27 protein-coding genes and 4 pseudogenes are annotated in these 24789 nt (G+C 35.1%); 28 read left to right on the forward strand and 3 right to left on the reverse strand.

The window, feature by feature from the left end:
- Positions 1-3 precede the first annotated feature (3 nt).
- From ACWHVF_RS01705 to ACWHVF_RS01715, 3 genes and pseudogenes are all read left to right on the forward strand, one after another.
- Positions 4-516 (forward strand): phage major tail tube protein, encoded by a 513-nt coding sequence (locus tag ACWHVF_RS01705; RefSeq protein ID WP_064124953.1) that lies wholly within the window; start codon positions 4-6, stop codon positions 514-516.
- A 34-nt stretch (positions 517-550) separates the two neighbouring features.
- A complete protein-coding gene (locus ACWHVF_RS01710; RefSeq protein WP_064124952.1) occupies positions 551-808 on the forward strand; it encodes a phage tail assembly protein in 258 nt (85 codons plus the stop codon).
- A gap of 109 nt (positions 809-917) precedes the next feature.
- Positions 918-2951, forward strand: a pseudogene (locus ACWHVF_RS01715) (phage tail tape measure protein); the annotation flags it as partial.
- On the opposite strand, the gene ACWHVF_RS01720 reads toward ACWHVF_RS01715, so the two are convergent.
- Positions 2929-3940 (reverse strand): IS630 family transposase gene (locus ACWHVF_RS01720; protein ID WP_447933022.1). Its coding sequence is split into 2 segments (ribosomal slippage): positions 2929-3489 and positions 3491-3940, totalling 1011 coding nucleotides; the frame shifts between segments, so codons are not numbered across the junction. The pseudogene ACWHVF_RS01715 and the gene ACWHVF_RS01720 overlap by 23 nt on opposite strands.
- 76 nt (positions 3941-4016) lie before the next feature.
- On the opposite strand from ACWHVF_RS01720, the pseudogene ACWHVF_RS01725 reads away from it, so the two are divergent.
- From ACWHVF_RS01725 to ACWHVF_RS01775, 11 genes and pseudogenes are all read left to right on the forward strand, one after another.
- Positions 4017-4448 (forward strand): annotated as a pseudogene (locus ACWHVF_RS01725) (terminase gpA endonuclease subunit); the annotation flags it as partial.
- Between the two features lie 3 nt (positions 4449-4451).
- Positions 4452-4676, forward strand: a complete 225-nt coding sequence (locus ACWHVF_RS01730) for a gpW family head-tail joining protein (RefSeq protein WP_064124769.1) — start codon at positions 4452-4454, stop codon at positions 4674-4676.
- A gap of 19 nt (positions 4677-4695) precedes the next feature.
- Positions 4696-5727, forward strand: coding sequence for a PDDEXK nuclease domain-containing protein (locus tag ACWHVF_RS01735; protein WP_447933099.1), 1032 nt, complete (start codon positions 4696-4698; stop codon positions 5725-5727).
- Positions 5727-7130: a phage portal protein gene (locus ACWHVF_RS01740; RefSeq protein WP_447933100.1), complete on the forward strand. Its 1404-nt coding sequence runs from the start codon at positions 5727-5729 to the stop codon at positions 7128-7130. Before ACWHVF_RS01735 ends, ACWHVF_RS01740 begins: the two co-directional genes overlap by 1 nt.
- A gap of 13 nt (positions 7131-7143) precedes the next feature.
- Positions 7144-7902: pseudogene (locus tag ACWHVF_RS01745) on the forward strand (S49 family peptidase); the annotation flags it as partial.
- 93 nt (positions 7903-7995) lie between these two features.
- Positions 7996-9007 (forward strand): IS630 family transposase gene (locus tag ACWHVF_RS01750; RefSeq protein WP_447933063.1). Its coding sequence is split into 2 segments (ribosomal slippage): positions 7996-8445 and positions 8447-9007, totalling 1011 coding nucleotides; the frame shifts between segments, so codons are not numbered across the junction.
- Positions 9008-9054: 47 nt separating this feature from the next.
- Positions 9055-9273 (forward strand): annotated as a pseudogene (locus ACWHVF_RS01755) (S49 family peptidase); the annotation flags it as partial.
- Positions 9274-9335: 62 nt separating this feature from the next.
- Positions 9336-9710, forward strand: coding sequence for a head decoration protein (locus ACWHVF_RS01760; RefSeq protein ID WP_447933101.1), 375 nt, complete (start codon positions 9336-9338; stop codon positions 9708-9710).
- Positions 9711-9726: 16 nt separating this feature from the next.
- Entirely contained in the window at positions 9727-10731 is a 1005-nt protein-coding gene (locus ACWHVF_RS01765; protein WP_447933102.1) for a major capsid protein, read from the forward strand.
- A gap of 97 nt (positions 10732-10828) precedes the next feature.
- A complete protein-coding gene (locus ACWHVF_RS01770; protein ID WP_064124688.1) occupies positions 10829-11122 on the forward strand; it encodes a head-tail joining protein in 294 nt (97 codons plus the stop codon).
- The gene (locus ACWHVF_RS01775; RefSeq protein ID WP_064124689.1) at positions 11119-11445 is read left to right on the forward strand and encodes a head-tail joining protein; all 327 of its coding nucleotides are present in this window, start codon (positions 11119-11121) and stop codon (positions 11443-11445) included. Before ACWHVF_RS01770 ends, ACWHVF_RS01775 begins: the two co-directional genes overlap by 4 nt.
- Positions 11446-11663: 218 nt before the next feature.
- Here the strand turns inward: ACWHVF_RS01775 and ACWHVF_RS01780 are convergent, their stop codons facing one another.
- Positions 11664-12686, reverse strand: a complete 1023-nt coding sequence (locus ACWHVF_RS01780) for an IS110 family transposase (protein WP_064124690.1) — start codon at positions 12684-12686, stop codon at positions 11664-11666.
- Between the two features lie 203 nt (positions 12687-12889).
- Between ACWHVF_RS01780 and ACWHVF_RS01785 the strand changes: the two genes are divergently transcribed.
- The 7 genes from ACWHVF_RS01785 to ACWHVF_RS01815 are packed head-to-tail and all read left to right on the forward strand — an operon-like array spanning position 12890 to position 15861.
- Positions 12890-13036: a head-tail joining protein gene (locus ACWHVF_RS01785; protein WP_156488139.1), complete on the forward strand. Its 147-nt coding sequence runs from the start codon at positions 12890-12892 to the stop codon at positions 13034-13036.
- Positions 13029-13541, forward strand: a complete 513-nt coding sequence (locus ACWHVF_RS01790; RefSeq protein WP_447933103.1) for a phage tail protein — start codon at positions 13029-13031, stop codon at positions 13539-13541. Before ACWHVF_RS01785 ends, ACWHVF_RS01790 begins: the two co-directional genes overlap by 8 nt.
- Positions 13538-14014 (forward strand): hypothetical protein, encoded by a 477-nt coding sequence (locus ACWHVF_RS01795; RefSeq protein ID WP_064124758.1) that lies wholly within the window; start codon positions 13538-13540, stop codon positions 14012-14014. The genes ACWHVF_RS01790 and ACWHVF_RS01795 overlap by 4 nt, the downstream gene beginning before the upstream one ends.
- Entirely contained in the window at positions 14001-14465 is a 465-nt protein-coding gene (locus ACWHVF_RS01800; RefSeq protein ID WP_064124757.1) for a phage baseplate assembly protein V, read from the forward strand. The genes ACWHVF_RS01795 and ACWHVF_RS01800 overlap by 14 nt, the downstream gene beginning before the upstream one ends.
- The gene (locus tag ACWHVF_RS01805) at positions 14466-14720 is read left to right on the forward strand and encodes a PAAR domain-containing protein (RefSeq protein WP_064124756.1); all 255 of its coding nucleotides are present in this window, start codon (positions 14466-14468) and stop codon (positions 14718-14720) included.
- Positions 14721-14722: 2 nt separating this feature from the next.
- Positions 14723-15058, forward strand: a complete 336-nt coding sequence (locus ACWHVF_RS01810) for a GPW/gp25 family protein (protein WP_064124755.1) — start codon at positions 14723-14725, stop codon at positions 15056-15058.
- 2 nt (positions 15059-15060) lie between these two features.
- Complete coding sequence (locus ACWHVF_RS01815) at positions 15061-15861, forward strand: baseplate assembly protein (protein ID WP_447933104.1); 801 nt, start codon at positions 15061-15063, stop codon at positions 15859-15861.
- Here ACWHVF_RS01815 and ACWHVF_RS01820 read toward each other — a convergent pair.
- Positions 15842-16021, reverse strand: a complete 180-nt coding sequence (locus ACWHVF_RS01820) for an HU family DNA-binding protein (RefSeq protein ID WP_064085971.1) — start codon at positions 16019-16021, stop codon at positions 15842-15844. The genes ACWHVF_RS01815 and ACWHVF_RS01820 overlap by 20 nt on opposite strands.
- Positions 16022-16139: 118 nt before the next feature.
- Here ACWHVF_RS01820 and ACWHVF_RS01825 point away from each other — a divergent pair, with 118 nt between their 5' ends.
- The 7 genes from ACWHVF_RS01825 (at position 16140) to ACWHVF_RS01855 (ending at position 24761) form a co-directional block, all read left to right on the forward strand.
- Positions 16140-17309, forward strand: coding sequence for a phage tail protein (locus ACWHVF_RS01825; RefSeq protein ID WP_064085970.1), 1170 nt, complete (start codon positions 16140-16142; stop codon positions 17307-17309).
- A gap of 168 nt (positions 17310-17477) precedes the next feature.
- On the forward strand, positions 17478-18197 hold the full coding sequence (locus ACWHVF_RS01830; protein WP_447933105.1) for an ankyrin repeat domain-containing protein: 720 nt from the start codon (positions 17478-17480) through the stop codon (positions 18195-18197).
- Positions 18198-18235: 38 nt separating this feature from the next.
- Positions 18236-18709 (forward strand): ankyrin repeat domain-containing protein, encoded by a 474-nt coding sequence (locus tag ACWHVF_RS01835; protein WP_064085972.1) that lies wholly within the window; start codon positions 18236-18238, stop codon positions 18707-18709.
- Positions 18710-18713: 4 nt separating this feature from the next.
- Positions 18714-19145 carry a DUF2924 domain-containing protein gene (locus ACWHVF_RS01840; protein WP_064085968.1) on the forward strand — a complete coding sequence of 144 codons (432 nt, stop codon included), beginning with the start codon at positions 18714-18716 and terminating at the stop codon, positions 19143-19145.
- Between the two features lie 9 nt (positions 19146-19154).
- The gene (locus tag ACWHVF_RS01845) at positions 19155-20645 is read left to right on the forward strand and encodes a recombinase family protein (protein WP_064085967.1); all 1491 of its coding nucleotides are present in this window, start codon (positions 19155-19157) and stop codon (positions 20643-20645) included.
- A 244-nt stretch (positions 20646-20889) separates the two neighbouring features.
- A complete protein-coding gene (locus tag ACWHVF_RS01850) occupies positions 20890-22680 on the forward strand; it encodes a hypothetical protein (protein ID WP_064085966.1) in 1791 nt (596 codons plus the stop codon).
- Entirely contained in the window at positions 22680-24761 is a 2082-nt protein-coding gene (locus ACWHVF_RS01855; RefSeq protein WP_064085965.1) for a hypothetical protein, read from the forward strand. The genes ACWHVF_RS01850 and ACWHVF_RS01855 overlap by 1 nt, the downstream gene beginning before the upstream one ends.
- Positions 24762-24789 lie beyond the last annotated feature (28 nt).

Raw genomic sequence — 24789 nt, forward strand, 5'->3', positions numbered from 1 at the left:
GAGATGTTACCGAAGATTTTAAAGAATTTTAATGTATTCGTAGATGGTCGGGGTTATGCAGGAAAAATTGATGAGATAACCTTGCCGAAGCTCACCATTAAAACTGAGGAATATAGAGCTGGTGGTATGGATATTCCAGTAAATATAGATATGGGGATGGGGATGGAGAAACTTGAAGCAGATTTCACTTTTTCTGAATACGATACAGAGCTCTTTCGGCTATTTGGGTTGATAAATGGAAATTCGGTATCTTTGACGCTAAGAGGAGGATTACAAGGCAGCGGAAACAATGATATTGAAGGAGTAATTATCAACCTTAGGGGAATATTTAAAGAGTTTGATTTTGGTGGCTGGAAACCGGCTGAAAAAGCAACGCTAAAGTGTACTGTAGCTGCCCATTACTACAAACTTACCATAGGTGGTAATGAATTAATAGAAATCGATGCTGAAAATATGATTAGAAAGATAAATGGTGTTGATCAAATGGCCTTGCTGCAAACGGTTTTAGGCATATGAAAAGATTTCGAAATTTTATTTTAAGGAGGCAATAATGCACACTATAACACTAAACAACCCAATTACAGTTGATGGAATTTCTGTCTCAGAACTTACTGTTAGACGTCCAAAAGTTAGAGACTATCTTGCAATTGAACGCTTAAATGGTAGTGACCTTAGTAAAGAAGTAACTTTGACTGCTAATTTGACATCAGTTGCAAAAGAAGCAATTGAAGAGTTAGATATTGCTGATTATGTGAAAATTCAAGAGGTATTAAAGGATTTTTTTTCACCGATTATCCAAAAAACTTGAGATTAGAAGTATTAATGTTCAGCTCTGTTGTAGGAGGCGGGGTTGAACAAATACTTGATATGGAGATTAATGAATTTATCTTATGGCATAAAGCAGCGAGGAAGGTACAATGTCAACATTATCTATAAAAATCGGAGCAGTTTTAGATGGCAGTTTTAATACTGTAATAAAGGGAAGTAGTAGTCAACTCTCTAATCTTGGTGAGAATATAAGAAAGCTTGATTCATCTTTCAAGTCAGTATCAAAGTTTAAACAGTTAGGTCATGATGTTTTGACCAGCAGGAGGTCGTGGAAGGGCTTTGAAGATCAAGTAAAATCTTTAGCTAAACAAATGAAAGCGGTGGAGAAACCAAGCAAAACTTTAAAAGCAGAGTTTGACAAGGCCAAAACCTCCGCAACAAAAGCAAAAGAAGCATATTTGAAAAAGAGAGATGCTTTACATTCATTTAATGAAGAAGTAAGAAAAAGTGGAAGAAATATTAAGTCATTAGTAAGTGACCAATATAAACTTGGCTCGTCCATTGAAGCGCTGAAAGGCAAGTATGGTAAGCTTGGGTCTGCAATACGTAGTCGCCAAAGTTTTTTAGCAAGTAAGGCACATTTTAAGTCACAAATAATAGAAACAATTGGGCTTGGATTAACGCTTGCAGCTCCAGTTAAAGTTGCAATTGATTTTGAATCGGCTATGGCTGATGTAAAAAAAGTTGTCAATTTCAATAATGAAGCAAAGGAAGCTGATAAATTTGCCAAGAAGTTAAAAGAGATGTCACGTACTATACCATTATCGGCCGCAGAATTAGCACAAATAGCTGCAAGCGGTGGACAGCTTGGTATCAAGAAAGAAGATCTTTTTAAGTTTACAGAAACAGTGGCAAAAATGTCTACAGCATTTGATATGTCCGCAGAGCAAGCAGGTGATTCCATAGCTAAACTCTCTAACATTTACGGAATTGATGTTAGTGAAATGGAGCATGTTGGTAATGTAATCAACCACTTATCAGATAACACTGCTGCTAAAGCAAAAGACATGATTGAAGCTCTAGCAATAGTTGGTGGTACTGCAAAGCAGTTTGGATTAAAGTTTGAACAAACAGGCAGTTTAGTAAATGCTTTCATTAGTTTAGGCAAACAACCAGCAAAAGCAGGAACTGCCATAAATGCTTTACTTTCTAAGCTGCAAACTGCTGAAGGTCAAGGAAAAGAGTTTAAGGCAGCACTAGAAGAAATGGGTATAACCACAGAAGAAATGGTACAAAGGATCAGTGAAAATGGGGAAGAAGCACTACTTCACTTTTTCCAAACTCTAAAGAAAATGGACAACCAGGAACGCTCTACAACCCTGATGAAACTTTTCGGTCAAGAATATCAAGATGACATTGCATTATTAGCTGGAAGTTTCAGTAAGTACAAGGATGCAATAAAGTTACTGGCTGAAACAGAAGAGTATAAAAGATCTCTGCAGAAAGAATTCAAAAATCGTGCAGACACCACAGCTAATAAATTACAATTACTTAAAAATGCAATAGTTGAAGCTGGCATGAATCTAGGGTCAGTAATGTTACCTACCTTGAATTATGTAGCTGGAAGTGTGAAAACAATAACAGAGCATATAGCTTCTTTTGCAGAAAAACATCCAACTTTAACTACGGCAATCATGAGTACTTTAGCAGCTTTGATAAGTTTAAAAGTCTTAGTAGTGGGAGTAGGCTATGGAATTACTTTATTAGGAAGTACAATTTTTGGTCTTAAAGCAACGATACTGGCAACATTTTCATTTTTATCAGCTACAGTTTTTCCTGCAGTAATAACAGGGCTAAGAGCAATATCACTAGCTGTAATAACTAACCCTATAGGACTTTTAATTGCTGGACTTGTCACTGGTGCGGCTTTTGTTATCACTAATTGGCAAAAGGTGAAAGACTTTTTCTCTAGCTTTTGGAAATTGATAATAAAACCCATAGAAGAAGCTTTTTCATGGATAGGGGAAAGTGTATTTGGAAAAGTATTAGGGAATAGCCCACTGAAAGAGTTTGAAAAAAGAAAAACTGAAGTAAAAGCAGTACATAGTCCCCTAAAGAGTAATATTCTCAACAGTGGAAATCCTTTGCTAATACCAATTCTCATTGTTGGTCATTCAAATAGGATACATAGCAGAGTTGTTTAATTGTGGAGTAGGTAAGAGAAGTAATAAATTTACACAAAGCACTCTCAAGCAAAGCAATAGTATCGTATATTTTATTGCGCAAAATGTTCTGTTTTACATACAACCAAAGCCTCTCAACTGGATTGAGTTCAGGTGAGTATGGTGGTAGGTATATAATCTCAATATTTTTAGGTACCTTTAAACTTTTCGACTTATGCCAACTAGCACAATCCATAACAAGAAAGGCTTCTCGTGGTCCCAAATATTGAGACATTTGCTCAAGAAATATATTCATACAATCAGTGTTGACATTCGGTGCAAACAAGCTAGAATTCTCCCCATTTCTAGGATTAACTGCACTGTAGAGATAAAAATTTTCCCTACCTAATTTTACCTTAACTTTTGTTCTGACGCCTTTTTTAAACCATCCATGCCCGGTCTTTGAATGTGTGCCAAACCGCGATTCATCGAAGAAAAACAGCTCTTTTTCAGGATACTTGCCAATAACTTCGTTGAGATTTTTTTTTGAATTCCTCTTATTTTCTTTTATCTTGTACATTGTGTACTGGTCTTGGTGTAATATAAGAGAATTTCATCTTTTGCATATAGCGGTGTACTGTAGATTTGCTAATATTTAAGCCGAACTTTTCCTGGATTCTTATTCTCATTTCTTTAATGGTAATATTAGGATTTTCTCCTACCCATGCTTCAACTTGCTGTAGTTGAGCCTGATTTAATTTAGTTTTTCTACGCCGTTGTGGAGGAGCAAACAATTTTTCTTCTCTGCCTAATTTCAAGAGTTTTATCCACGAAGTTAGTGCGCTTCTTGAAATGCAATATATTTTTGCTGCAGCCGTTATACTATGCTTTTTTGCTGCAATTACAGCATTTAGTTTTTTTGCAACATATGCATTGTTCCTTACTTTCTTCAGCATTTTTTTTGCTGATTTTACTACTTCTTCATCCAATAATTTTGATCTTAGTGCCATTTATACCTCGACTATTTCACTTATTTCATTATGGCTTGTCTTCTATTATTGTCTATCTGTTTGCCGTGTAATGGGAATTGGTATTAGCAGTCCAAGCAGAGTAGATATAACAGTTGGTGGTCAAAAGCTGAAAAGAGGAATAAAGCTCTGGCCAGTAGGAGTATCAACATTAAAGTCAGAGCTTTTTCAATTACTTAATATTTTAAAAAACGGGGAAAAAGAAAAAGTGCCAGCAGGATATTGTCATTTTCCAGAGTATGCACCTGAATATTTTAAGCAGTTAACGGCAGAGCAATTAGTCAGCAAGGTAGTAAAAGGATACACCAAACAAGAGTGGCAAAAGGTAAGAGAAAGAAATGAAGTACTAGATTGCCGGATTTATGCGAGAGCAGCATCGATAGCACTGGGAATAGATAGATGGCCAGAGAGTAAATGGAATAGTTTAAGTGAAAAACCAGAAAGTAAAAAATCAAAGAAAATAGTCAAAAGCAAATGGATCAGCGAGTAGTAAATGTATAACGAAGAATATTTAATTCAAGTCGAAGAAGCGATAAAGAAACTGCAAAATGGAGAGCGAGTGGTATCAATTGCTTATGGTGACCATGTGGTGAGATATGCTGAAGTTCAGATAAATGACCTGCTAAGCTTAAGACAACGTATTAAGGCTGAACTGAAAGTTGCAGGTGTGAAGCCAAAGAGGAAAATTGTTTTTTCAACGAGTAAGGGGATCATATAATATCGTTGAAAGGAACCATATGACAAAAATTATAGCAAAAGAATATACAGAATTTTTAGAGCAGCTCAAAGAACAGATTGCTACTAGTCGTTATAAAGCAGCAAGAACAGTAAATAAAGAGCTACTACTACTTTATCATTATATTGGAACACAGATTCTAGAAAAACAAAAGAGCCAAGATTGGGGATCCAAAGTAATTGAGCAGTTAAGTAGAGATTTAAAGGCTGAGTTTCCAGAAATGAAAGGTTTTAGCACAAGGAATCTAAAATATATGAGGCAGTTTGCAGGGGAATATCAAGATATTGAATTTGTGCAACAACTTGTTGCCCAATTGCCATGGGGACATAATGTATTTCTGATGGACTTAGTTCGAGACAAAGAAACGAGGCTATTCTACATAAAAGAAGCTATAGAACATGGCTGGTCAAGAAACATTATGGTAATGCAGATTGAACTTGGGTTACATAAACGTCAGGGAAAAGCTATCACTAATTTTAAAGAGAAGTTACCTTCACCTCAATCAGATTTAGCGCATTATACATTAAAAGATCCATATATTTTTGATTTTTTGAGTATAGGAGACGATGCTCACGAAAGAGAAGTAGAAAAAGGACTTGTAGGCCATGTAGAGAAGTTTTTGCTTGAGCTAGGGGAAGGATTTGCGTTTGTTGGTAGACAATTTCATTTAGATGTTGGCGATGACGATTTCTACATAGATTTATTGTTTTACCACTTGAAGCTACGTTGTTTTGTGGTGATTGAATTAAAAGATAAAAAATTTAAACCTGAATATGCAGGAAAAATGAATTTTTATCTTTCAGCAGTTGATGATTTACTGAAGCATGAGACAGATCAACCATCTATAGGATTAATTTTATGTAAATCTAAAAATGATGTACTAGCAAAATACACGCTAAAGGATATGACCAAACCGATAGGCCTTGCTGAATATCGAATAACTGAAAACCTACCAGAAGAGATAAAAACAGCGCTACCAACAATAGAAGAGCTAGAGGCTGAATTATTGAAAATTTCAGATAAGGAAAAGTAATGCTATTAAAATCGTTCAAACAACTATTTAGTAAGCCAAAAATAAAAAATTCTGCATGGGATGCATCAGGCTCAGGAAAAAGAGTAATGTATTGGCAAGGAGAAACAGGAAGCATAAATAATTTGCTTTCTCAAAGCCTTGAGCACTTGCGTAGCCGCTCTCGTGATATGGTAAGAAAAAATCCATATGCGGCAAATATCATTGATACAATAGTAAGTAACTCTATTGGAACAGGAATAAAACCACAATCAAAAGCAAGGAATGCAGAATTTCGAAAGAAGATGCAAGAATTATGGCTAAGATGGACAGATGAAGCAGACAGTAGCGGAGTAAGTGATTTTTATGGATTACAAGCTCTGGTATGTAGGAGCATGATAGAAGGAGGGGAATGCTTTGTGAGACTCCGAACAAGAAAACGAGAAGATGGTCTTTGTGTACCATTACAATTGCAAGTACTTGAGTCTGAACATTTAGACAATAAAACAAATCAAACTTTAGGAAATGGTAATGTAATAAGAAACGGGATTGAGTTTAACAGGCTTGGGCAAAGAGAAGCATACTACCTATTTAAAGAACACCCTGGTGAAAGTACGTTTGGAGAGTCAGTGAGAGTACCAGCAAACGATGTTTTACATATTTATAAACCACTAAGACCTGGGCAGATAAGAGGAGAACCATGGCTTTCTAATATACTGCTAAAGCTTTATGAGCTTGATCAATACGACGATGCAGAATTAGTGAGAAAAAAGACAGCAGCGATGTTTGCAGGGTTTATTACGAGACTCGATCCAGAAGCAAATATCATGGGAGAAGGTGAAAGTAATGAGCAAGGAGTAGCACTATCAGGTTTAGAGCCAGGAACAATGCAGCTTTTAGACCCAGGAGAAGACATAAAATTTTCAGAGCCGTCTGATGTTGGGGGAAGTTATGAAGCATTTATGAGACAGCAACTGAGGGCAATAGCAATAGGCACAGGGATAACATATGAGCAACTAACAGGAGATTTAACAGGCGTTAATTATTCATCCATTCGAGCGGGATTAATAGAGTTTCGTCGTCGATGCGCTATGCTGCAACACAACATTATAGTATTTCAGTTTTGCAGGCCAGTATGGAGTAGATGGCTAGAGTTAGCAGTACTTTGTGGAGAACTGAGTATAGATGAAAAAGTAGTGAAAGAAGAAGTAAAATGGATACCACAGGGATTTGATTGGGTGGATCCACTGAAAGATCAGCAAGCACAGCAAATGGCAGTAAGGAATGGCTTCAAAAGTCGAGCAGAAGTAGTATCAGAAATGGGTTACGATGTAGAAGAAATTGACCAAGAAATAGCAGAAGATCAAAAGCGTGCTAATTCTTTTGGACTTTGTTTCGATTCTGACGTTAACCATAAAGTAGAATAAGGAAAGGAAGGTGATGTGGATAAATAAGCCAATAATGGTAGAGAGAAGAAGCTTTGAACTACTATCATTATATAACAGCAAACAACCTATCTTTAAGAACTCAAAGTATTTTCATATAAACCCAAAAGGAATAGCAATAATACGTATTTATGGAGTTTTGACTAAAAAAACAGAAGCTTTTGATCATATTTTAGACATGACTTCGTATGAAAATATTCATGAAGAGATAGAGAGTGCTTTAGAAGATAAAAGCATAGAGACAATTATACTGGAAATAGATAGCCCAGGAGGAGAAGTAAACGGTATTTTCGACTTGGCTGATTTTATCTATAGTGCAAGAGGAAAAAAGAGGATAATAGCGATAGCAAATGATGATGCATACTCTGCTGCATATGCTATAGTTTCAAGCGCTGAAAAGGTATTTTTGAGTAGAACTTCAGGAGTAGGAAGTATAGGAGTAATAGCAAGTCATATAGATCAAAGTGGATTTGATGAAAAATGTGGAATAAAATATACCACAGTATTTGCAGGAAGTAGAAAAAATGATTTAAATCCGCATGAGCCAGTGACGTCTGAAAGTCTGGAAAGCTTACAAAAAGAAGTAGACCGACTATATGAAATGTTTGTGCAGCTAATAGCAAGGAACAGAGGTCTTTCAATTGAAAAGATTCGATCAACAGAGGCAGGGCTATATTTTGGGGAGAAAGCAGTAGAAATAGGCCTTGCAGATCGAGTTACAACATTTTTTGAATTTATCAATAATCATAAAAGTAGGAGTGTTATACCAATTCCCATTACACGGCAAACAGATAGACAATAATAGAAGACAAGCCATAATGAAATAAGTGAAATAGTCGAGGTATAAATGGCACTAAGATCAAAATTATTGGATGAAGAAGTAGTAAAATCAGCAAAAAAAATGCTGAAGAAAGTAAGGAACAATGCATATGTTGCAAAAAAACTAAATGCTGTAATTGCAGCAAAAAAGCATAGTATAACGGCTGTAGCAAAAATATATTGCATTTCAAGAAGCGCACTAACTTCGTGGATAAAACTCTTGAAATTAGGCAGAGAAGAAAAATTGTTTGCTCCTCCACAACGGCGTAGAAAAACTAAATTAAATCAGGCTCAACTACAGCAAGTTGAAGCATGGGTAGGAGAAAATCCTAATATTACCATTAAAGAAATGAGAATAAGAATCCAGGAAAAGTTCGGCTTAAATATTAGCAAATCTACAGTACACCGCTATATGCAAAAGATGAAATTCTCTTATATTACACCAAGACCAGTACACAATGTACAAGATAAAAGAAAATAAGAGGAATTCAAAAAAAAATCTCAACGAAGTTATTGGCAAGTATCCTGAAAAAGAGCTGTTTTTCTTCGATGAATCGCGGTTTGGCACACATTCAAAGACCGGGCATGGATGGTTTAAAAAAGGCGTCAGAACAAAAGTTAAGGTAAAATTAGGTAGGGAAAATTTTTATCTCTACAGTGCAGTTAATCCTAGAAATGGGGAGAATTCTAGCTTGTTTGCACCGAATGTCAACACTGATTGTATGAATATATTTCTTGAGCAAATGTCTCAATATTTGGGACCACGAGAAGCCTTTCTTGTTATGGATTGTGCTAGTTGGCATAAGTCGAAAAGTTTAAAGGTACCTAAAAATATTGAGATTATATACCTACCACCATACTCACCTGAACTCAATCCAGTTGAGAGGCTTTGGTTGTATGTAAAACAGAACATTTTGCGCAATAAAATATACGATACTATTGCTTTGCTTGAGAGTGCTTTGTGTAAATTTATTACTTCTCTTACCTACTCCACAATTAAACAACTCTGCTATGTATCCTATTTGAATGACCAACAATGAGAATTGGTATTAGTATGACAACTAATGAGTTAACTGAGGAGAACTGTCGTAGAGAAATTTTAGAGATAATAAGATTATGTAATATATCAAAGATGCCAGAAAAGATAGAAGAATTTATTAAGGAAAGCGTAAGTGTTGAGCAAGCCAGGGAAGTTTTAATGGAGTTACTTGCAGAGAGAACGAAGAAGACAGAGATACTGAGTGCAATACCACAGAATTCAGGAGAAGAGTTGATGATGCAGGTAGCGAAAAGTCGGTGTATTTAATTTTATAACCGCCGTATATAGCATTGATAAAAGCGGCGGTAAGCAATTAAGGAGAAAAATTTATGAGTTGTATAACTGAGCAAAATAATCTAGGTGACATATTAAAGTATGAGGCATCAAGTCTATATTCAAGAGAGCAAATAACAGTAGCTAAAGGTCAAAATATCAAACTTGGTGCAGTAGTTGCTAAAAAAACTGAAGATGGTTTTATTAGGGTCTTAAATCCAACAGCAACCGATGGCACACAAACCGCAATAGGAGTAATTTTAAATGATGTAAACAGCAAAGATTCAGACATAAAAGCAGTAATAATTACTCGAATAGCTTTACTTGCTGATAACGCTGTTGTATGGCCAGCAAATATAACTGAAGAGCAAAAAATAGCAGCAATAAAACAACTAGAAACACGTGGAATTATCATTCGCAAAACAGTCTAATTTAAGGAGAAATTCAATGCAAAATCCATTTACAAATACAGCATTTAGTATGACGGCACTAACAAATGCGATGAATATATTGCCGGTAAATTATGGACGAGTTGAAAATTTAAATTTGTTTCCAAGTAGGTCAGTAAGATTTAGACATATTACCATAGAAGAACACAATGGAGTATTGAGTTTACTGCCAACACAAGTTCCAGGAGCACCAGCAACAGTAGGAAAACGAGGAAAACGGAAAATAAGAACGTTTACCATTCCACATATTCCTCATGATGATGTAGTGCTGCCAGAGGAAGTACAGGGGATAAGAGCATTTGGGTCAGAAAGTGAACTTAAAGCGCTGGCAGATGTAATAACTGATCATTTGCAGCTAATGAGAAATAAACATGCAATAACGTTGGAGCATTTGCGAATGGGAGCGCTGAAAGGAATAATTTTAGATGCTGATGGGTCAGAGTTATTAAACCTTTACAACGAATTTGAAATTACACCGAAAGTAGTAAATTTTGCCCTTGGAACAGCGACAACTGATGTAAAGCGTAAGTGTCTGGAAGTATTGCGGCATATAGAAGATAATCTAAGTGGTGAATATATGACAGGAGTTCATGCCTTGGTAAGCCCTGAGTTTTTTGATGCATTAACTTCGCATAGTAAAGTGAAAGAAGCATATGAAAGATGGCAAGAAGGAGCAGCACTTCGAAATGATATGAGGTCAGGATTTACGTTTTGTGGAATAACATTTGAGGAATATAGAGGACAAGCAACAGATCCTGAAGGAACCGTGAGAAGATTTATTGAGAAAGATACGGGGCACTGTTTTCCAGTAGGAACAGCAAGCACATTTACAACATATTTTGCACCAGCAGATTTTAATGAAACAGTAAACACTCTTGGACAGCCACTATACGCAAAACAAGAGCCAAGGAGGTTTGATAGAGGGACCGATTTACATACACAGTCAAATCCATTACCAATGTGCCACAGACCAGGAATACTAGCAAAAATTGTTGCAGCATAACAATACTGGTAGAGTAACTACAAGGTGGTGAGGCACAGAACGACTCTACCGGTATGCGCTTTTTTAGCATGTAAAGGTTAGTATATCAAAAAGAAATATGCAAGAGAATATTAAGCAATTATTGGAGGATTGTTTTAAGCATCTAGGAGTGGAAGCCATATATTGTAATCGAAATAAGGAGGGTATTCGCAGAATAAAAGTGCTAATTAAACGTCCTGAGACTACTTACTCTCTAGGTGCAGATGGAGCATTAACTCAGCAAATTGCTTCTATAGAAATACGTGATCAGATACCGTCTTGCCAGTCAATAAAAAAATTACTCAAGCTGTATCATAAAATCAAAAAATGCTTCCAACGCCCTGGGCTATTAATCAAAGTTACTGCAGCATGAGTGTGAGGCAGCTATTTGCAGACTGTTTTCTACACCTTGGGCAAAAAGTATTATACCAATCTAAGAATAAAGAGCAATCGTATTTCGTGCGTGTGCTGAAAACACAGCCGGATAAGCTTCATGAAGTTGGTGATGGAAAATTTATCGGAGAAATGCTTTTTCTTGAGGTGAGTGTTTTTGATGTATTACAACCAATGGTAGGAGATATTTTTGTTATTAATGATCGTAAATATAAAGTACATTCCCCGCCACTTCGGGATAATTCTGGAATAGTGTGGAATATAGAATGCACAGTGTTCGGAAAAAAAGATGTTCAAGGTTGAAGTTAGCAATAGTATTGATAAAATTATTCAAAAAATACTTCCAATCCTGTATAGCAGTATACAGATTATAGTTAGTGGATATGTTGATAAGTAAATTTCTACTGTCTTATTTGTATAGAACTAATTTACTTATCAACATATCCACTAACCAACAACATTCAATAAATTTGTGTAAAATACTATTTTACATAAGAATCTGATTGGAGCATTTTTTGATTTTAAAGCACTAAACCTTCAGCCAATTTCCTAGCTCTATAGTTTTTGATATGATCTGGATCAAAAGCCTTTCTTGAACTTAAAACACCGAAAATTATATGAAGTAACTTACGCATAGCAGCTCCAACAATAGCCATATTATGCTTACCTTTCTCCTTTAATCTCTGGCAGAAAGTTATAACAATTGGGTTGTAATTCTTAGCTGTTATAGCAGGAAAAAAAAGAGCCTTACATAATGTTCGAGAACCTGATTTACTTAATCTGGGTTTGGCATGCACAGATGAACCTGACGTTACATTTCGTGGTATAGTTCCAGCATATGCTGCCAATTGCCTGGCATTGATAAAAGCCTTTATATCAGGAACTTCAGCTAAAATAGCTATTGCTGATTCTTCTCCTATGCCTGGAATAGTTAATAGGAGTTGAAAATCTTTCAGCAATTCTTTGTGTTGTTTTAGTAGTTCACGTATGGAGTTTTTTATTATTTCTATTGATTGTTCTATGTTCATTGCAAGATTTTCCCAAACATTTACAACTTCTTCAGGCAGTCTCTCTTTCTTTTCTAAATGATTGTTTACTAATGTTAGCTCATCCTTTAACGCATTTGAGCAACGATAAAGATGTTTTAATTTTTTCTTTTCAGAAGAAGGTGGTGTCCAGCGAGTTGGTTCCTGTCTTTGACAATAATCTGCAATAATCTCCGCATCAGTCTGGTCATTCTTTTGTCGTGCAAGCTTACTTTTTGCATAAAACCTTATGCAAGCTGGGTTTACAACACTAACAAAATGTCCAGCGTTGTGGAGGAATTCAGCTAAAGCTTCACTATAACAACCAGTAGCTTCCATGCAGGCTTTTACTTCTTCTACGTTATGTTTTTGTAGAAAGTTCATCATGCCTTGAAACCCAGTATCATCGTTTTTAAATTTCCTTTTTTTAGTTTCACGTTTTCCTTTTTTGCTTATGAATGAGAGAAAAACATCAAAGTGTTCTTTTGAAACATCGATACCTAAAAAGTTGTTGATCATATATAACCCCATACGTTACTATTTAAAATGAAAAGTAAGGCTAACCTTGTGAATACAGAATTAGAACCATTTAGGTCTTTCTAAGATACCGTCCAGCCTATACTTTTGAGGAAGGAGCTCTTGTCTGAGCAACAGATTTAATATCTAAGGACGTTACCAAAGTTCTTCCCTCCTCCATCTAATGCTTAAGCTTAAAACATTAGATGCTTTTTTCAAGATACAAGGACGTTACTTCCTTTAGCACAGGTGATTATATCAAGATTGAAAAAAGGTTCTACAAGATTTTTGAACCACCGTTAAAAGATTCTTCAGGTAAAATATGGAAAATTGAGGCAATAGAAAGTGTTTGATATAAAAACTAATAACAATATTAATGAAATAATCTCCAATATTGAAAGAAAAGAGCAGAAAATAAGACTGGCAGCTATAAAAGCGCTGAACAAAACAGCAATATGGCTAAAATCACAAGCAGCTAAGGAAATCAGTGAGGAAAAGAGAATAAAATTAAGTTTGATAAGAAAGAGATTAAGAATTTTTAAGGTGAAAACTAGCAGATTAGAAGTGTTAATTAGAGCAAATCTCTATGACATTAGAGCATCGACAATTGGCAAAATACAAAAAATAAGAAGAGGATCGAAAGCAGGAAAGCATGAGTTTATAGGAGGATTTGCAGCAGTTATGCCAAAAGGAAATAGCGGTATTTTTAAACGTGAAGGAAGAGCAGCATTGCCAATAAAGGAAGTTAAGTTGCCATTGAAACCAGAAGCATCAAAAGTAATAAGAGATCTTGTTAATTATGAGATTGAGAAAGTCTTTACAAAATTTTTTGAACGTGATATTGCAGAAAGTGTATGAATTTCAAAGATTTGCATAACGCAATCTGCACTATGCTGAAGAGAGAAATACCAGCAATTCAAACTTGTGAAATTTATCCATCAATAAGAAAAGAATTATTAGCGCCAGCCTTATTTGTAGAGCTTGTGAGTTTAGAATCGGGAAAAGATCCTGGAACAGAAGAATTAGCGCTGAAAGCAAGATTTGAAGCACGAATAGTAATTGATAGCACGGTAGAAAATGCACCTATTCTTGTCAGAACATTAGCTGCTGAGGTTGCGAGAGTAGTAAATAAAAATACTTGGAACGTGAAAAATGTTTCGCCAGGAGAATTTATCTCTGCGGAAATTGACGGATTTAGACCCGAATTAGATGCATATTTGGTGTGGATGGTTGATTGGAGTCATCAGCTTCATTTAGGTAAATCAGTATGGGAAGAGGGGAAAATTAAGCCACATAAAATAGCAGTGGGAGAAATGCATGTTGGAAAATAATTTTGCCATTGCAGAGTTACAGAGAAAAGTAGCGAATATCATTCGTATAGGAGTTGTAAAAGAAGTAGATTATGAAAAAGCAAAAGTAAGAGTGAAAATAGGAGAATTTTTAACAGATTATTTACCGTGGATAACGAGTAAAGCAGGAAAAGATAGAGATTGGTCTCCGCCAGATATCGATGAACAGGTATTAGTATTGTCACCATTGGGAGAGTTATCATTAGGAATAGTACTACCAGGAATATATCAGGAAAAGTACCCTGCACTAGAAAATAAAAAAGAAATAAATAGTGTGAAGTTTCAAGATGGAACAAAGTTTACATATGATAAAGAGAAGCATCATTTAGAGATTGAAGTAGTAGACAAAATAACACTGAAAGCTGGGGGATCGAGAATAGAAATGACAAAAAGTGGAATAAAATTGAAGGCAGATAAAATAAACCTTAATTAAATGAATAAATCGGTTGTGCGAGTAGGAGATTATTGTGTAGAAGTAACACCGCATTTTTGCATTAGTGGGAGTAACAATGTTTTTGTAAATGGTAAGCCAATTTGCCGAAAAGGAGATAATTTTACAGAAAGTAGAGTATTAACTGAAGGATCAAAAACAGTGTTTGCAAATGGCTATAGTATAGGAAGAGTAGGAGATATAGTTTCATGTGGGTTTAAAGTAATAAAAGGCAGTGAAGACGTGTTTGCAGACTAAAAATGAAAGGAATGGATACTAAAACAGGAAAAGCGTTAGAAGGAATAGAGCACTTAAAGCAATCAATAATTGATATACTGACCACTCCTGTTAACAGTAGGATCATGAGAAGGGATTATGGGTCGAGATTATTTGAGTTAGTGGATAAGCCAATAAATAGAGATTTAACACTTGAGATATATGCAGCAACTGCAGAAGCTTTGGAAAAATGGGAAAAGAGGTTTAAGTTAGAAAAAGTAAAAGTTGAAGGAGTAAAAGAAGGGAGAGTAACATTGAATTTAGAAGGTGTCTATCTTTCAGAAGGTAAGTTCATAAATATTAATGGAGTAGTTGTTTAAAAATGCAGCAGCCAAATATTATCGAACCACTGAACTTTGAAGAGATTTTTTCTCGGATGAAGGAAGAGTTAGTGAAGCGTGATGCAAGCTTTACAGGATTGGTGGAAAGTGATCCAGCAATGAAGATATTAGAAGTAGCAGCATGGAGAGAACTTTTGCTCAGACAAAGGATAAACGAAGCAGTAAAGAGTAATTTACTTAAATTTGCAACGGAAGAAGATCTTGATAATTTGGCTGAATTTTATGGAGTAGAGAGGCAGAAAGAAGAAGATGACGAACGATTTAGAAAGAGGGTAAAAGCAAAAATAGCAGGTTGGTCAACAGGAGGAAGCAAGGAACATTATAGGTATTATGCACTTTCAGCAGATAGTAGAGTAAAAGATGCACTAGTAGAATCACCTATACCAGGGAAAGTACAAATTTCAATCTTATCAACACAATTATCCACAACTGGCATAGTGTCAGAAGAACTACTTGAAATTGTAAAAAAGCAGGTTACTAGAGATGATATAAGGGTTTTAACAGATACGATAACAGTAATTGGTTGCAATATTACGGAAATAGATATTCACAGCAGAATGAGCATAAATTCTGTAATATCAAAGGAGGAAATTAAGGAACAGTTCATTAAGAAGTTTGAAGCAAGTAGAAGGCTGGGATGGAGTGTTACAAGATCATGGATAATAGCAAATTTATTTGTAGATGGTGTAGAAAACGTAGAATTAATAGAACCAAAAGAGGATGTTGTGGTACTGGGGAATGAGTGTGCGGTGCTTAGCTACGTCAAGTTAGATAGGATTTAAAACGTATTTTTTGCTTTGTGCCAGTGAGAGGATTACGTGCAATAAGTGGTTTAAGGTTTACTGGATAAAAATGACCAATGTTATGCAGACGAAAAGATTCTCCTTCCCCTAGCTGTTGCAACTTATTTTTTAAGGTATTAACAATATAGTCAAATATCAAAGAAAGTATTTTTAATACCGAGAATATCTTTGTTTTTTATCAGTTCTGCAATGATCTCTTGCTTACTCATATGTTAACTAAATAAAAGAAAGTTAAAGCAACTTGAAAGAAAAGACAAATGAAAAGTTTATTACCGCCAAATGCAACAAAGCAAGAAAAAGCGCTGGTTAATGCAATAGATTATAAAGTAGATCCTGGTTGTATAAGAGGGTTTAAATTTAACCTAAAAGAAGAAGTATTGCCGTGGTTGGTTGAAGAATACGGGTTAGAAGAAATTCTACACTGGGTAAAAGATAAAAGAAAGGCGATAAAAGAAGGAATAAAATTTCAAAGACTGAGAGGAACTCCAGCATCACTAAAAATAGCATTAAAATGGGCAAATATAGAAGATATTACAATTATTGAAGAGCCACCCGGTAAACACTTTTTTGAGTTGCAAGTAGGGATAAAAGAGGTACCAAATGACTTCTTCGTAGATGCAGTAGTAGAGCTGGCAAAACTATCACTGCCTGTAAGATCCAGATTGATGAGGATTTTTAACGATTATTATAATGCGCAGAGATTTATATTGGATGAGAGTTTATTTGGAGATCTTCTTTCTGATTATTCAGGGGTAAAAATAGAAAAAGATGGACCAGTGTTATCATTTGGAAGAGTAAATTTTTTCAGGTCTAGTGGTCCAGTTATTAGGATTATAGAAAACTATCTACGCGATCATTATGAACGAGCTTTAAGCAATGATATATATCGCCTAGATGTAGCAATCCTTGGAGAAACCGAGCCTCACACAAGGGATTATAAAGGCATCTATGAAAGAGATCATTTGTGGTACAACTTAAAGGCACTATATCCATTACCGCAGAGTTTATTACCATCGATTAAATTTGCAAAAGCGCAGATAGTATTATCAGACAACAGTTGGAGCTTAGGAGAAATAAACGCATGTTTTCCAGTAAGTAGTGTAGAGGAAAGAGGAAATAAATTTGTATTGGGAAGCGATAAACTTTCAGGGCAGCATTGGAGTTCAAAACACAAGCCAATTTTAGAAAGGTTTAGCGTTACTCGCCACTACAAAGTAGAAAACTATACAGATCAGAAGATTACAAAATATGGTTTAGCAGAACACAATATTAAGTATGAAAACGATTTAGATTCAGACCAAAAAGATTCGATACATGAACCGGAAAATTACATTTTAGTGTTTTACCCGGGAGTATTGAAGTGGCACGAACATAGACATTTGAACAGAAATTGGAAAAATAGCCAAGTAATATCTATAATAAGTTAAGCACTTATGTTTAAATCCTCATATATTATATTAATAACAGGTTAAAGTGTATGAAATAAAAAGAAAAGGACTTGCTTTCTCATGCTAAAACGGACATGACTTGAATAGCAGCAGGTAAATATAAGAAATTTGTCTGGCGCTAGAAAAGCTAATTTTGTGAGGTATGAAATGAGTTTTAGCAAGAGTAAGTTTTTTAAAGAAGTATCAAGTAACGGATTTAAAGACATTAATAAAAGAAATAAAGAAGGAGAGACGATATTGCATCAAGCAGTAGAAATCTCCGATTACAAAACAGTGAGATTATTAATAAAAAAAGGGGCAGAGGTTAATGCAAGAGATAAAAATGGTTATACACCTCTGCACTGTGCAGTATTCGCAAAAAGTTTAGAAAATGTAAAAGTGCTGCTAAGGGAAGGAGCAGAAGTAAATGCCACTCAATATGTCACTGGATGTACGCCACTGCACTCTGCATGCAAAATAGGAGGAGCAGGAGTTGAAATAATAAAAGAGCTGGTAAAGGCAGGGGCTGAGGTTAATCAACTGAATAAATATGGCGCAACACCAATGTATTACATCTGGGAAAGTGAAAAGTATCATCTATGTGATAGCAAAGAGAGTGAAAAGGCGAGTAAGTTTCTGAGAGAACAAGGAGGAGTAACAAAAAGTAGAGAACTGACGTGCTATGGAATAGAGGGGCTAGTGGGAGAAATAGCAGACATGTTGAATGGAAGCTACATGCCGGAGCTAAAAATAATAGAGATAGGAGAAATAAGGAAGAGAGACAAATCGCTAATAAAGAAAGAATGTCGAAATTTAGCAAACAAAATAATGAACCAAGTGAACGAAATGATAGATGAGGTAGAAAATATAGTAGGAAGAAAGGCTTAAAAAGGGGACTTGATTTTAAAGAAAAGGTGAGGTGGATTATGTTAAAGATTGGCAAATTTAATAAATCAGCAAAAGAATTATTAGAGAACTCATTTAAAAGTATTTATGCAAGAAACGAAAAGGAAAGAACAGTTCTACATTACGCAGTAGACGCAAAAACAGTGAAGTTATTAGTCGAAAAAGGAGCGGATGTGAATGCAGCAGATGTGAAAGGATATACAGCGCTGCACCTAACGGTAACGGAGAAACGTCTAGAAATCGTGAGGGAATTGATAAAATCAGGAGCAGACGTAAATGCTGAGGAATATGGAAATAAATGCACACCGCTGCACCTTGCATGTATAATGGGAAAAGTGGAAATAGTAAAAGAGTTAGTGGAAGCAGGAGCAGAAATAGAGCAAGAAGATAAGTTCGGAATGACAGCAATGGATTATGCGAAAAATAGTAAAGAGATAATCGAGGTATTAAAGAAAGAAACAGACAGAATTGAGAAGTTATTTATAAGAGGCTGAAAACATGGAGGAAGAAACAGAAAAGAAGGTAATGAATTTAGAGAGAAAACCTTTGAGTGAGCTGAGAAAAATGTGGAAGAAGGTATATGGGGAAGAAGCGCCTAGATATTCAAAGAAATATCTGATACCGAGATTAGCTTATAGAATGCAGGAAAAAGCGTATGGAGAAATGTCAAGAAAAGGAGCAAAAAGACTAGAGTATCTGGCAGATCGGCTAGAGAAGGGAAAAAGAATAAGTAGCGATAAATTACCAGTAGAAGGGACAGAATTAATACTAGAGAGAGGGGAAGAGACGCATGCAGTAATGGTAACAGATAAGGGTTTAATCTACAGAGAAGAATTTTACACATCATTATCAGCGGTAGCCGGAAAAATAATGGGAATGAGTTACAACGGACCTTTATTATTTGGAATGCGTGATAAAAGTGGAAATTGAGGAGAGAGAATGCTAAAAGAGGTAAGGTGTGCGATATATACAAGAAAATCAAATGAAGATGGTCTCGAGCAGAAGTTTAATAGTTTAGATGCGCAACGAGTAGCATGTGAAAAGTACATCAAGAGTAAAGAAGGCTGGGTAGCATTGGCCAAAAGGTACGATGATGGAGGCTATTCAGGAAAGAATTTAGAAAGACCAGCAATAAAGGAATTATTTGCAGATGTTAAAGGAGGAGAGATAGACTGTGTAGTGGTATATACGCTCGATAGGCTCTCAAGAGAAACAAAAGATAGCATAGAGGTAACATCATTTTTTAGAAGGCATCGAGTAAATTTTGTAGCAGTAACGCAGATATTTGACAATAATACGCCAATGGGAAAATTTGTACAAACGGTATTGTCAGGAGCAGCACAACTAGAAAGAGAAATGATCGTAGAAAGGGTAAAAAATAAAATAGCAACATCAAAGGAGCAGGGATTGTGGATGGGGGGAACTTTGCCGCTTGGATATGATGTAAAAGATAAAGAATTAATAATAAATGAAAAAGAAGCAAAAATAGTAAGGCACATATTTGAAAGATATTTGGAGCTGAAGTCAATGGCAGAGTTGGCAAGGGAGCTAAATAGTCAAGGTTACAGAACAAAATCAGATATCTTTAAAAAAGCGACGGTAAGGAGAATAATAACAAATCCAATATATGTGGGAAAAATCAGACATTATGACAAACATTATGAGGGAAAGCATGAGGCAATAATAGAAGAAGAAAAATGGCAAAAAGCACAAGAATTGATAAAGAATCAACCATATAGAAAAGCAAAATATGAGGAAGCGCTACTTAGGGGAATAATTAAGTGCAAGAGCTGTAATGCAAATATGACGCTAACGTACTCAAAAAAAGAGAATAAAAGGTATCGATACTACATATGTAATAATCACTTAAGGGGAAAGAATTGTAAATCAATAAATCGAACAATAGTAGCCGGAGAAGTGGAAAAAGAAGTGATGAGGAAGACAGAGCAGCTATATGAAAATTGGAAAGAAAAGAGGGAAGAAAAATGGAAAAATTTAAGTTTTGGAAAGCAGAAAGAAGTAGTGAAAAAGTTAATAAAGGGAGTAATGGTGAGAGAGGATGGAATAGAGGTACGTTCTGAATCAGAGGAAATATTTATATCAATGAAGAAGAAGGGAAATAAATGCAAAGTAGTAGAACCTGAAGGGAAAACAAATAATGCGCTACTGAAAGCTGTGGTGAGAGCCCATTCCTGGAAACGGCAACTAGAAGAGGGAAAGTATAGAAGTGTGAAGGAGCTGAGCGTTAAAATTAATATAGGTACAAGACGTATACAACAAATTTTAAGATTAAATTATTTAGCTCCGAAGATTAAAGAAGACATAGTAAATGGGAGACAGCCAAGGGGTTTGAAGTTAGTTGATTTGAGAGAAATACCAATGCTGTGGAGTGAGCAATTGGAGAAATTCTATAATTTTATTATTATGTAAAAGGTATTGACTGATAACCCCATAATAGTTAAGGTATGCTATATTGTATAGCTAGAGAGGTAGTATGCCTAATTTTTTTGACAAGCAATTTAGTGAACAGGTAAAAGAAGCGATAGATAGAAATGATTCTAAGTTACTGCAGATATTATTGAGCACTAAATATTGTCAATTATGGTAAGATTGGCTTACTCACTCCATACTTTCTTATAAAGTTATTGGAATAACTCAAACTTTAAAATATCAATTGCCTATTAATATAATTGCTGCACAAAAGCAAGTTTTAGACAAAAACTTCGGCCGTCTTATACATGGCAGGTTACCTAACAGAAGTAATGTTGCACAACCTGATGAACTTTTAGACGTAAGAGCAAGTAATTATGATGTAGAAAAAGTAAATAAAGAATTAGAAAATGTGGAGCGGGAAATACTAGAAAGATATAAGGGTTTTAAGCATGAGACTGTAGAAAATAAATATCAAGTATTCAACGTGCAAGACATGTTTGATCCAGCAGGAAGATTTGTTTACTCTTATGATGGCGATGATTATACAGAAGGAAATGAGTGTTTAAAGGAAATTACTGAAGCGTTTAAGAGTAACCTTGCTTTGCAGCCAGTATTAAAGTTAGATGTATCTGACCATTATAATAAAGTATATGGTGATATGTATACAAAGATTACTCAAGAATATCAGTTGAGAATTAGAAATGGTCAGGCAATTCGTCTTTTGTATGAAGGTAATGAATCACTAGTAAAGAAGCTTGATGGTTTAAGGGGTGGTGATAATAAATTAAGGTCGATATTAACCAGTATTAGTAAAGAAGTAGTGAATGGAATACGTAATGGTGAATTTATTGAGGAAGTTTATGATAAACTAATTGATAACGTACTCAATGCTGCAATTGAGGAAGGACATCATCCTTTATATCAAGAATTCAACAACATAGAGGGAGATAAGGAGCAAAAGATTGGAATAATAAAAGAAAAAATAAAGGAAGAGGTAAAGAAAAACAATAGGCATGAACTTTTGAAAGAGTATATGGAATATGCTGCTGATAAAGATCAACCTAGTATGAATATTATAAGTGTGTTGATAGTCAATGGTGCATCTCTATTAGCAAGTTGTGTTATAGATCCGAGCACAAATCAATCAATTACAATAAAGGAGAGGTTGCAAGGATTAGGGGGAGAATATAAAGCTCTAATAGATAAATCGATTTTTACAGTAATGAGAAAGGTCCACAAATTGCTATTTGATTTTTCGATTGTAGGAAAGGAAGAAGTAGATTTACTTAAACTAGTATCAGAAACTCCTTCTGAGGACGGTTCTTTTGTAAAAAGTGGGGAGAAGATGCCATTGCTAAATGAGATAGGTGGTCAGGGTGAAAGAGAGTTTATGAGTCTATTGAAAAGTTGCATAGAAAATATTAATACTCGTAATACTTCATTTTTCGGTTCAATTGTAGAATTCTTTGTCGGTAAAGCTGAGCCATCTGAAAAAGATCGTGAGGAGGCATATACCAAACTTTATGAGTGTATTGAGGTTGGTTACTTAGCAATAAGAACAGGATGTGATAGAGTAATAGTGGATTATATAAGTGAGATAGAAGAGGAAGCAAGAAAATCTAACAATCCATATCTAAAGAAGTTGTATAAGAACTTTCTCACGCTTTTATATGATTATAATGACCTGCCTAAATCAATGTATATTGCTAGGTTTTGTAGATATATTTCCCGTACAATAACCTGGAGTCCAGCATGGGAGGGAATATTAACAGGACCTGATTACCGTACAGATGTAGGAGAATGGTCAAAAAACAAGTTTGAAGAGGTAGAAAAAGCAGAGAGGCATGAAGAGAGTGTAAGACTAGCAGAGTCAGGAGCTAGGGAGAGAGCATCAGAGCAAAGGGCAGAACAAAATGCCCAAAGAGTAGCAAAACTTGAAGAGATGTTAAGAAGAATGGGAGTAGATCCAGATACTGCTTTGGATGATGTGAATGTAAGCCAAGGTGCAAGCACAGAAGTTGAGAGAGGTTAATGGAACCAATTTTTCCTGAATATACATTTGGTAGTGTTAGTTTACCTTTATGGCAAAACAATATAATTAGACGTTTTTCTGAACATAGAAAATATCGGGTATTTTTGTGGGAGTTTGGTCCTACTTTATTTGAGCATTTGTGCAAACAAAAGGGTTTTGATTCTAAGGTGCTACTACAAAAGAATAAAGATGGTGAAGTATCAAAAAACGAATGCCTGATGTTACTTGAAGCATTTGGTGAAATGAAAGTGTATTGGTGGTGGCCATGGAGTAAGAAAATCAAAGATGTTGAGCTTACTAAAGAACAGTGGGAAAGAGCAATAAATTACGATAGCTACTCTTTTTTGCAGAGGTTAGTGCTTAGTGTATTTACAAATGTGATAGTACATCAATGGCATATTGTTCAATATGGATATATTTATAATTATCAACAGCTAACAAAGGAGGGATGCGTGCTAGATGCTGGGAAAGATATAGGAAAAAGAGTATTAGGAGCAGGAGCTACGGCATTAGGTGCAGGAGTAACAATAGGTGTGGCAGGAATTATAGCTGCAGGTTCTTATCTTGCTAGTAGAAATACTGCAGAAGTAGGGACGCTAGCAATAGCAGATAAGTTTAGTAATCTGATTAGGGCAGTTATTTTAAGTAATGACATTGATAATGATTCTAATACCACTTTAAATGAAGCACTGGAATCATTTGAATTAAAATGGTTACTAATGAATCTTGATATAAGCCTGAAAGATGTAGAAGCAGGTAAAAAGAGTAAAGAAGAACACAATAGGTATGCTAAAGATAAAATTAATGATGTTAAGAGACTGTCGTTAAAGTATCATCCAGATGTGCAAGCAGGTATACAAAATGCAAATAGTATGCAACAGAGAATTAATGCAGTACTGAAAGCACTAAATAATGTACATGATTATGTAATGAAAGAAAAGCAAGGGTATGGTTACATATATAGATTATTTGGAGAAATTTCAGTCAATTTAATTAATAGTGGTCAAGATTTATTTAAGATAATCAATATAGCTGCATGTAATAAGTTGCATTATATAGCGTATTGGGAAGAAGGAAGGTTAATGGAAGCAAGGAACCACTATTTGGAAGAAGTAAGAGAACACTATATAAAGCCATTAAAAAATAACTTAGGTTTTGTGAAAAAGATACTTAATGAGGAAATGTCTATAAAAGAAGGAAGAAATATTCTTGACTCAACAAAAGAAATAAGAAAGAAATTTGAACAACGTAATGAAGAGTATCAAAAATTCTATGAAGAGATTTGGGTAGAAAATCTAAAATCGCTAAGTAAGGAATGTAAAAATTCTAAAGAGTTGGAGATAATAAAATTGGAAGTGGGTAAGTTATTAAGAGAGGGTGAAGCACAATACAAAATATTGAAGAGTTATAAGAAAGATAAAGTACAACCTGATGAAATATTTGTAGAGCCAACATTGGAGTATGCTGATTTGGTAAATTCATACTACAAATTGATAATTAAATTATGTGAGAATATAGAAAGTTGTTTCCGTTGGGATAATAGTGATTTTTTTGAGCAACAGAAATTTGTGTTAGGAGCAGATGAAACTGAATTTACTGAAATAAGTAAGAAGCATATAAAAGAGCTCTCGTGTCAAGAATTATTCAAATTTGCAAACCTTATGGTAAATTATTATTACAATAAGGAAAATGGCAAAGGGTTACAAAAGGTAGTAGGTCAGTATTACAACGGAGGCAATCCAAAAAGGAGAGAAATAGGGAATATATCAGTTTTTGTGCTAAATCAGTTAACAGATTTGCTTGAAGGGAAGTTTGAGAAAAAAGAAACCTTTTTTGAAAGAGAGAAGAAAAGAACAAAAAAAGCAATAGAGGAATCAAATGATATAAGGAGGCGCATAGAAGAAATAGAAGTTAGAATTAGATCATCAGAACAAAGGGCAGAACAAGAGGCTCAAAGGGCAGCAAAACTTGAAGAAATGTTAAAAAGAATGGGAGTAGATCCAGAAACTGCTTTAGATGATGTGAATGTAAGCCAAGGTGCAAGCGTAGGAATTGGGAGAGGCAGTGAGGCTAGTGTATAAGTTTTTTGAGTAGTTTTTTTCAAGTATG

It is taken from the genome of Wolbachia endosymbiont of Dactylopius coccus, assembly GCF_977011065.1.

Bases quoted from the DNA above. Each gene is read 5' to 3' on its own strand.
- ACWHVF_RS01705 (WP_064124953.1), top strand. From the start codon at position 4: ATGTTACCGAAGATTTTAAAGAATTTTAATGTATTCGTAGATGGTCGG.
- ACWHVF_RS01710 (WP_064124952.1), top strand. From the start codon at position 551: ATGCACACTATAACACTAAACAACCCAATTACAGTTGATGGAATTTCT.
- ACWHVF_RS01730 (WP_064124769.1), top strand. From the start codon at position 4,452: ATGTATAACGAAGAATATTTAATTCAAGTCGAAGAAGCGATAAAGAAA.
- ACWHVF_RS01735 (WP_447933099.1), top strand. From the start codon at position 4,696: ATGACAAAAATTATAGCAAAAGAATATACAGAATTTTTAGAGCAGCTC.
- ACWHVF_RS01740 (WP_447933100.1), top strand. From the start codon at position 5,727: ATGCTATTAAAATCGTTCAAACAACTATTTAGTAAGCCAAAAATAAAA.
- ACWHVF_RS01760 (WP_447933101.1), top strand. From the start codon at position 9,336: ATGAGTTGTATAACTGAGCAAAATAATCTAGGTGACATATTAAAGTAT.
- ACWHVF_RS01765 (WP_447933102.1), top strand. From the start codon at position 9,727: ATGCAAAATCCATTTACAAATACAGCATTTAGTATGACGGCACTAACA.
- ACWHVF_RS01770 (WP_064124688.1), top strand. From the start codon at position 10,829: ATGCAAGAGAATATTAAGCAATTATTGGAGGATTGTTTTAAGCATCTA.
- ACWHVF_RS01775 (WP_064124689.1), top strand. From the start codon at position 11,119: ATGAGTGTGAGGCAGCTATTTGCAGACTGTTTTCTACACCTTGGGCAA.
- ACWHVF_RS01780 (WP_064124690.1), bottom strand. From the start codon at position 12,686: ATGATCAACAACTTTTTAGGTATCGATGTTTCAAAAGAACACTTTGAT.
- ACWHVF_RS01785 (WP_156488139.1), top strand. From the start codon at position 12,890: ATGCTTTTTTCAAGATACAAGGACGTTACTTCCTTTAGCACAGGTGAT.
- ACWHVF_RS01795 (WP_064124758.1), top strand. From the start codon at position 13,538: ATGAATTTCAAAGATTTGCATAACGCAATCTGCACTATGCTGAAGAGA.
- ACWHVF_RS01800 (WP_064124757.1), top strand. From the start codon at position 14,001: ATGTTGGAAAATAATTTTGCCATTGCAGAGTTACAGAGAAAAGTAGCG.
- ACWHVF_RS01805 (WP_064124756.1), top strand. From the start codon at position 14,466: ATGAATAAATCGGTTGTGCGAGTAGGAGATTATTGTGTAGAAGTAACA.
- ACWHVF_RS01810 (WP_064124755.1), top strand. From the start codon at position 14,723: ATGAAAGGAATGGATACTAAAACAGGAAAAGCGTTAGAAGGAATAGAG.
- ACWHVF_RS01815 (WP_447933104.1), top strand. From the start codon at position 15,061: ATGCAGCAGCCAAATATTATCGAACCACTGAACTTTGAAGAGATTTTT.
- ACWHVF_RS01825 (WP_064085970.1), top strand. From the start codon at position 16,140: ATGAAAAGTTTATTACCGCCAAATGCAACAAAGCAAGAAAAAGCGCTG.
- ACWHVF_RS01830 (WP_447933105.1), top strand. From the start codon at position 17,478: ATGAGTTTTAGCAAGAGTAAGTTTTTTAAAGAAGTATCAAGTAACGGA.
- ACWHVF_RS01835 (WP_064085972.1), top strand. From the start codon at position 18,236: ATGTTAAAGATTGGCAAATTTAATAAATCAGCAAAAGAATTATTAGAG.
- ACWHVF_RS01840 (WP_064085968.1), top strand. From the start codon at position 18,714: ATGGAGGAAGAAACAGAAAAGAAGGTAATGAATTTAGAGAGAAAACCT.
- ACWHVF_RS01845 (WP_064085967.1), top strand. From the start codon at position 19,155: ATGCTAAAAGAGGTAAGGTGTGCGATATATACAAGAAAATCAAATGAA.
- ACWHVF_RS01855 (WP_064085965.1), top strand. From the start codon at position 22,680: ATGGAACCAATTTTTCCTGAATATACATTTGGTAGTGTTAGTTTACCT.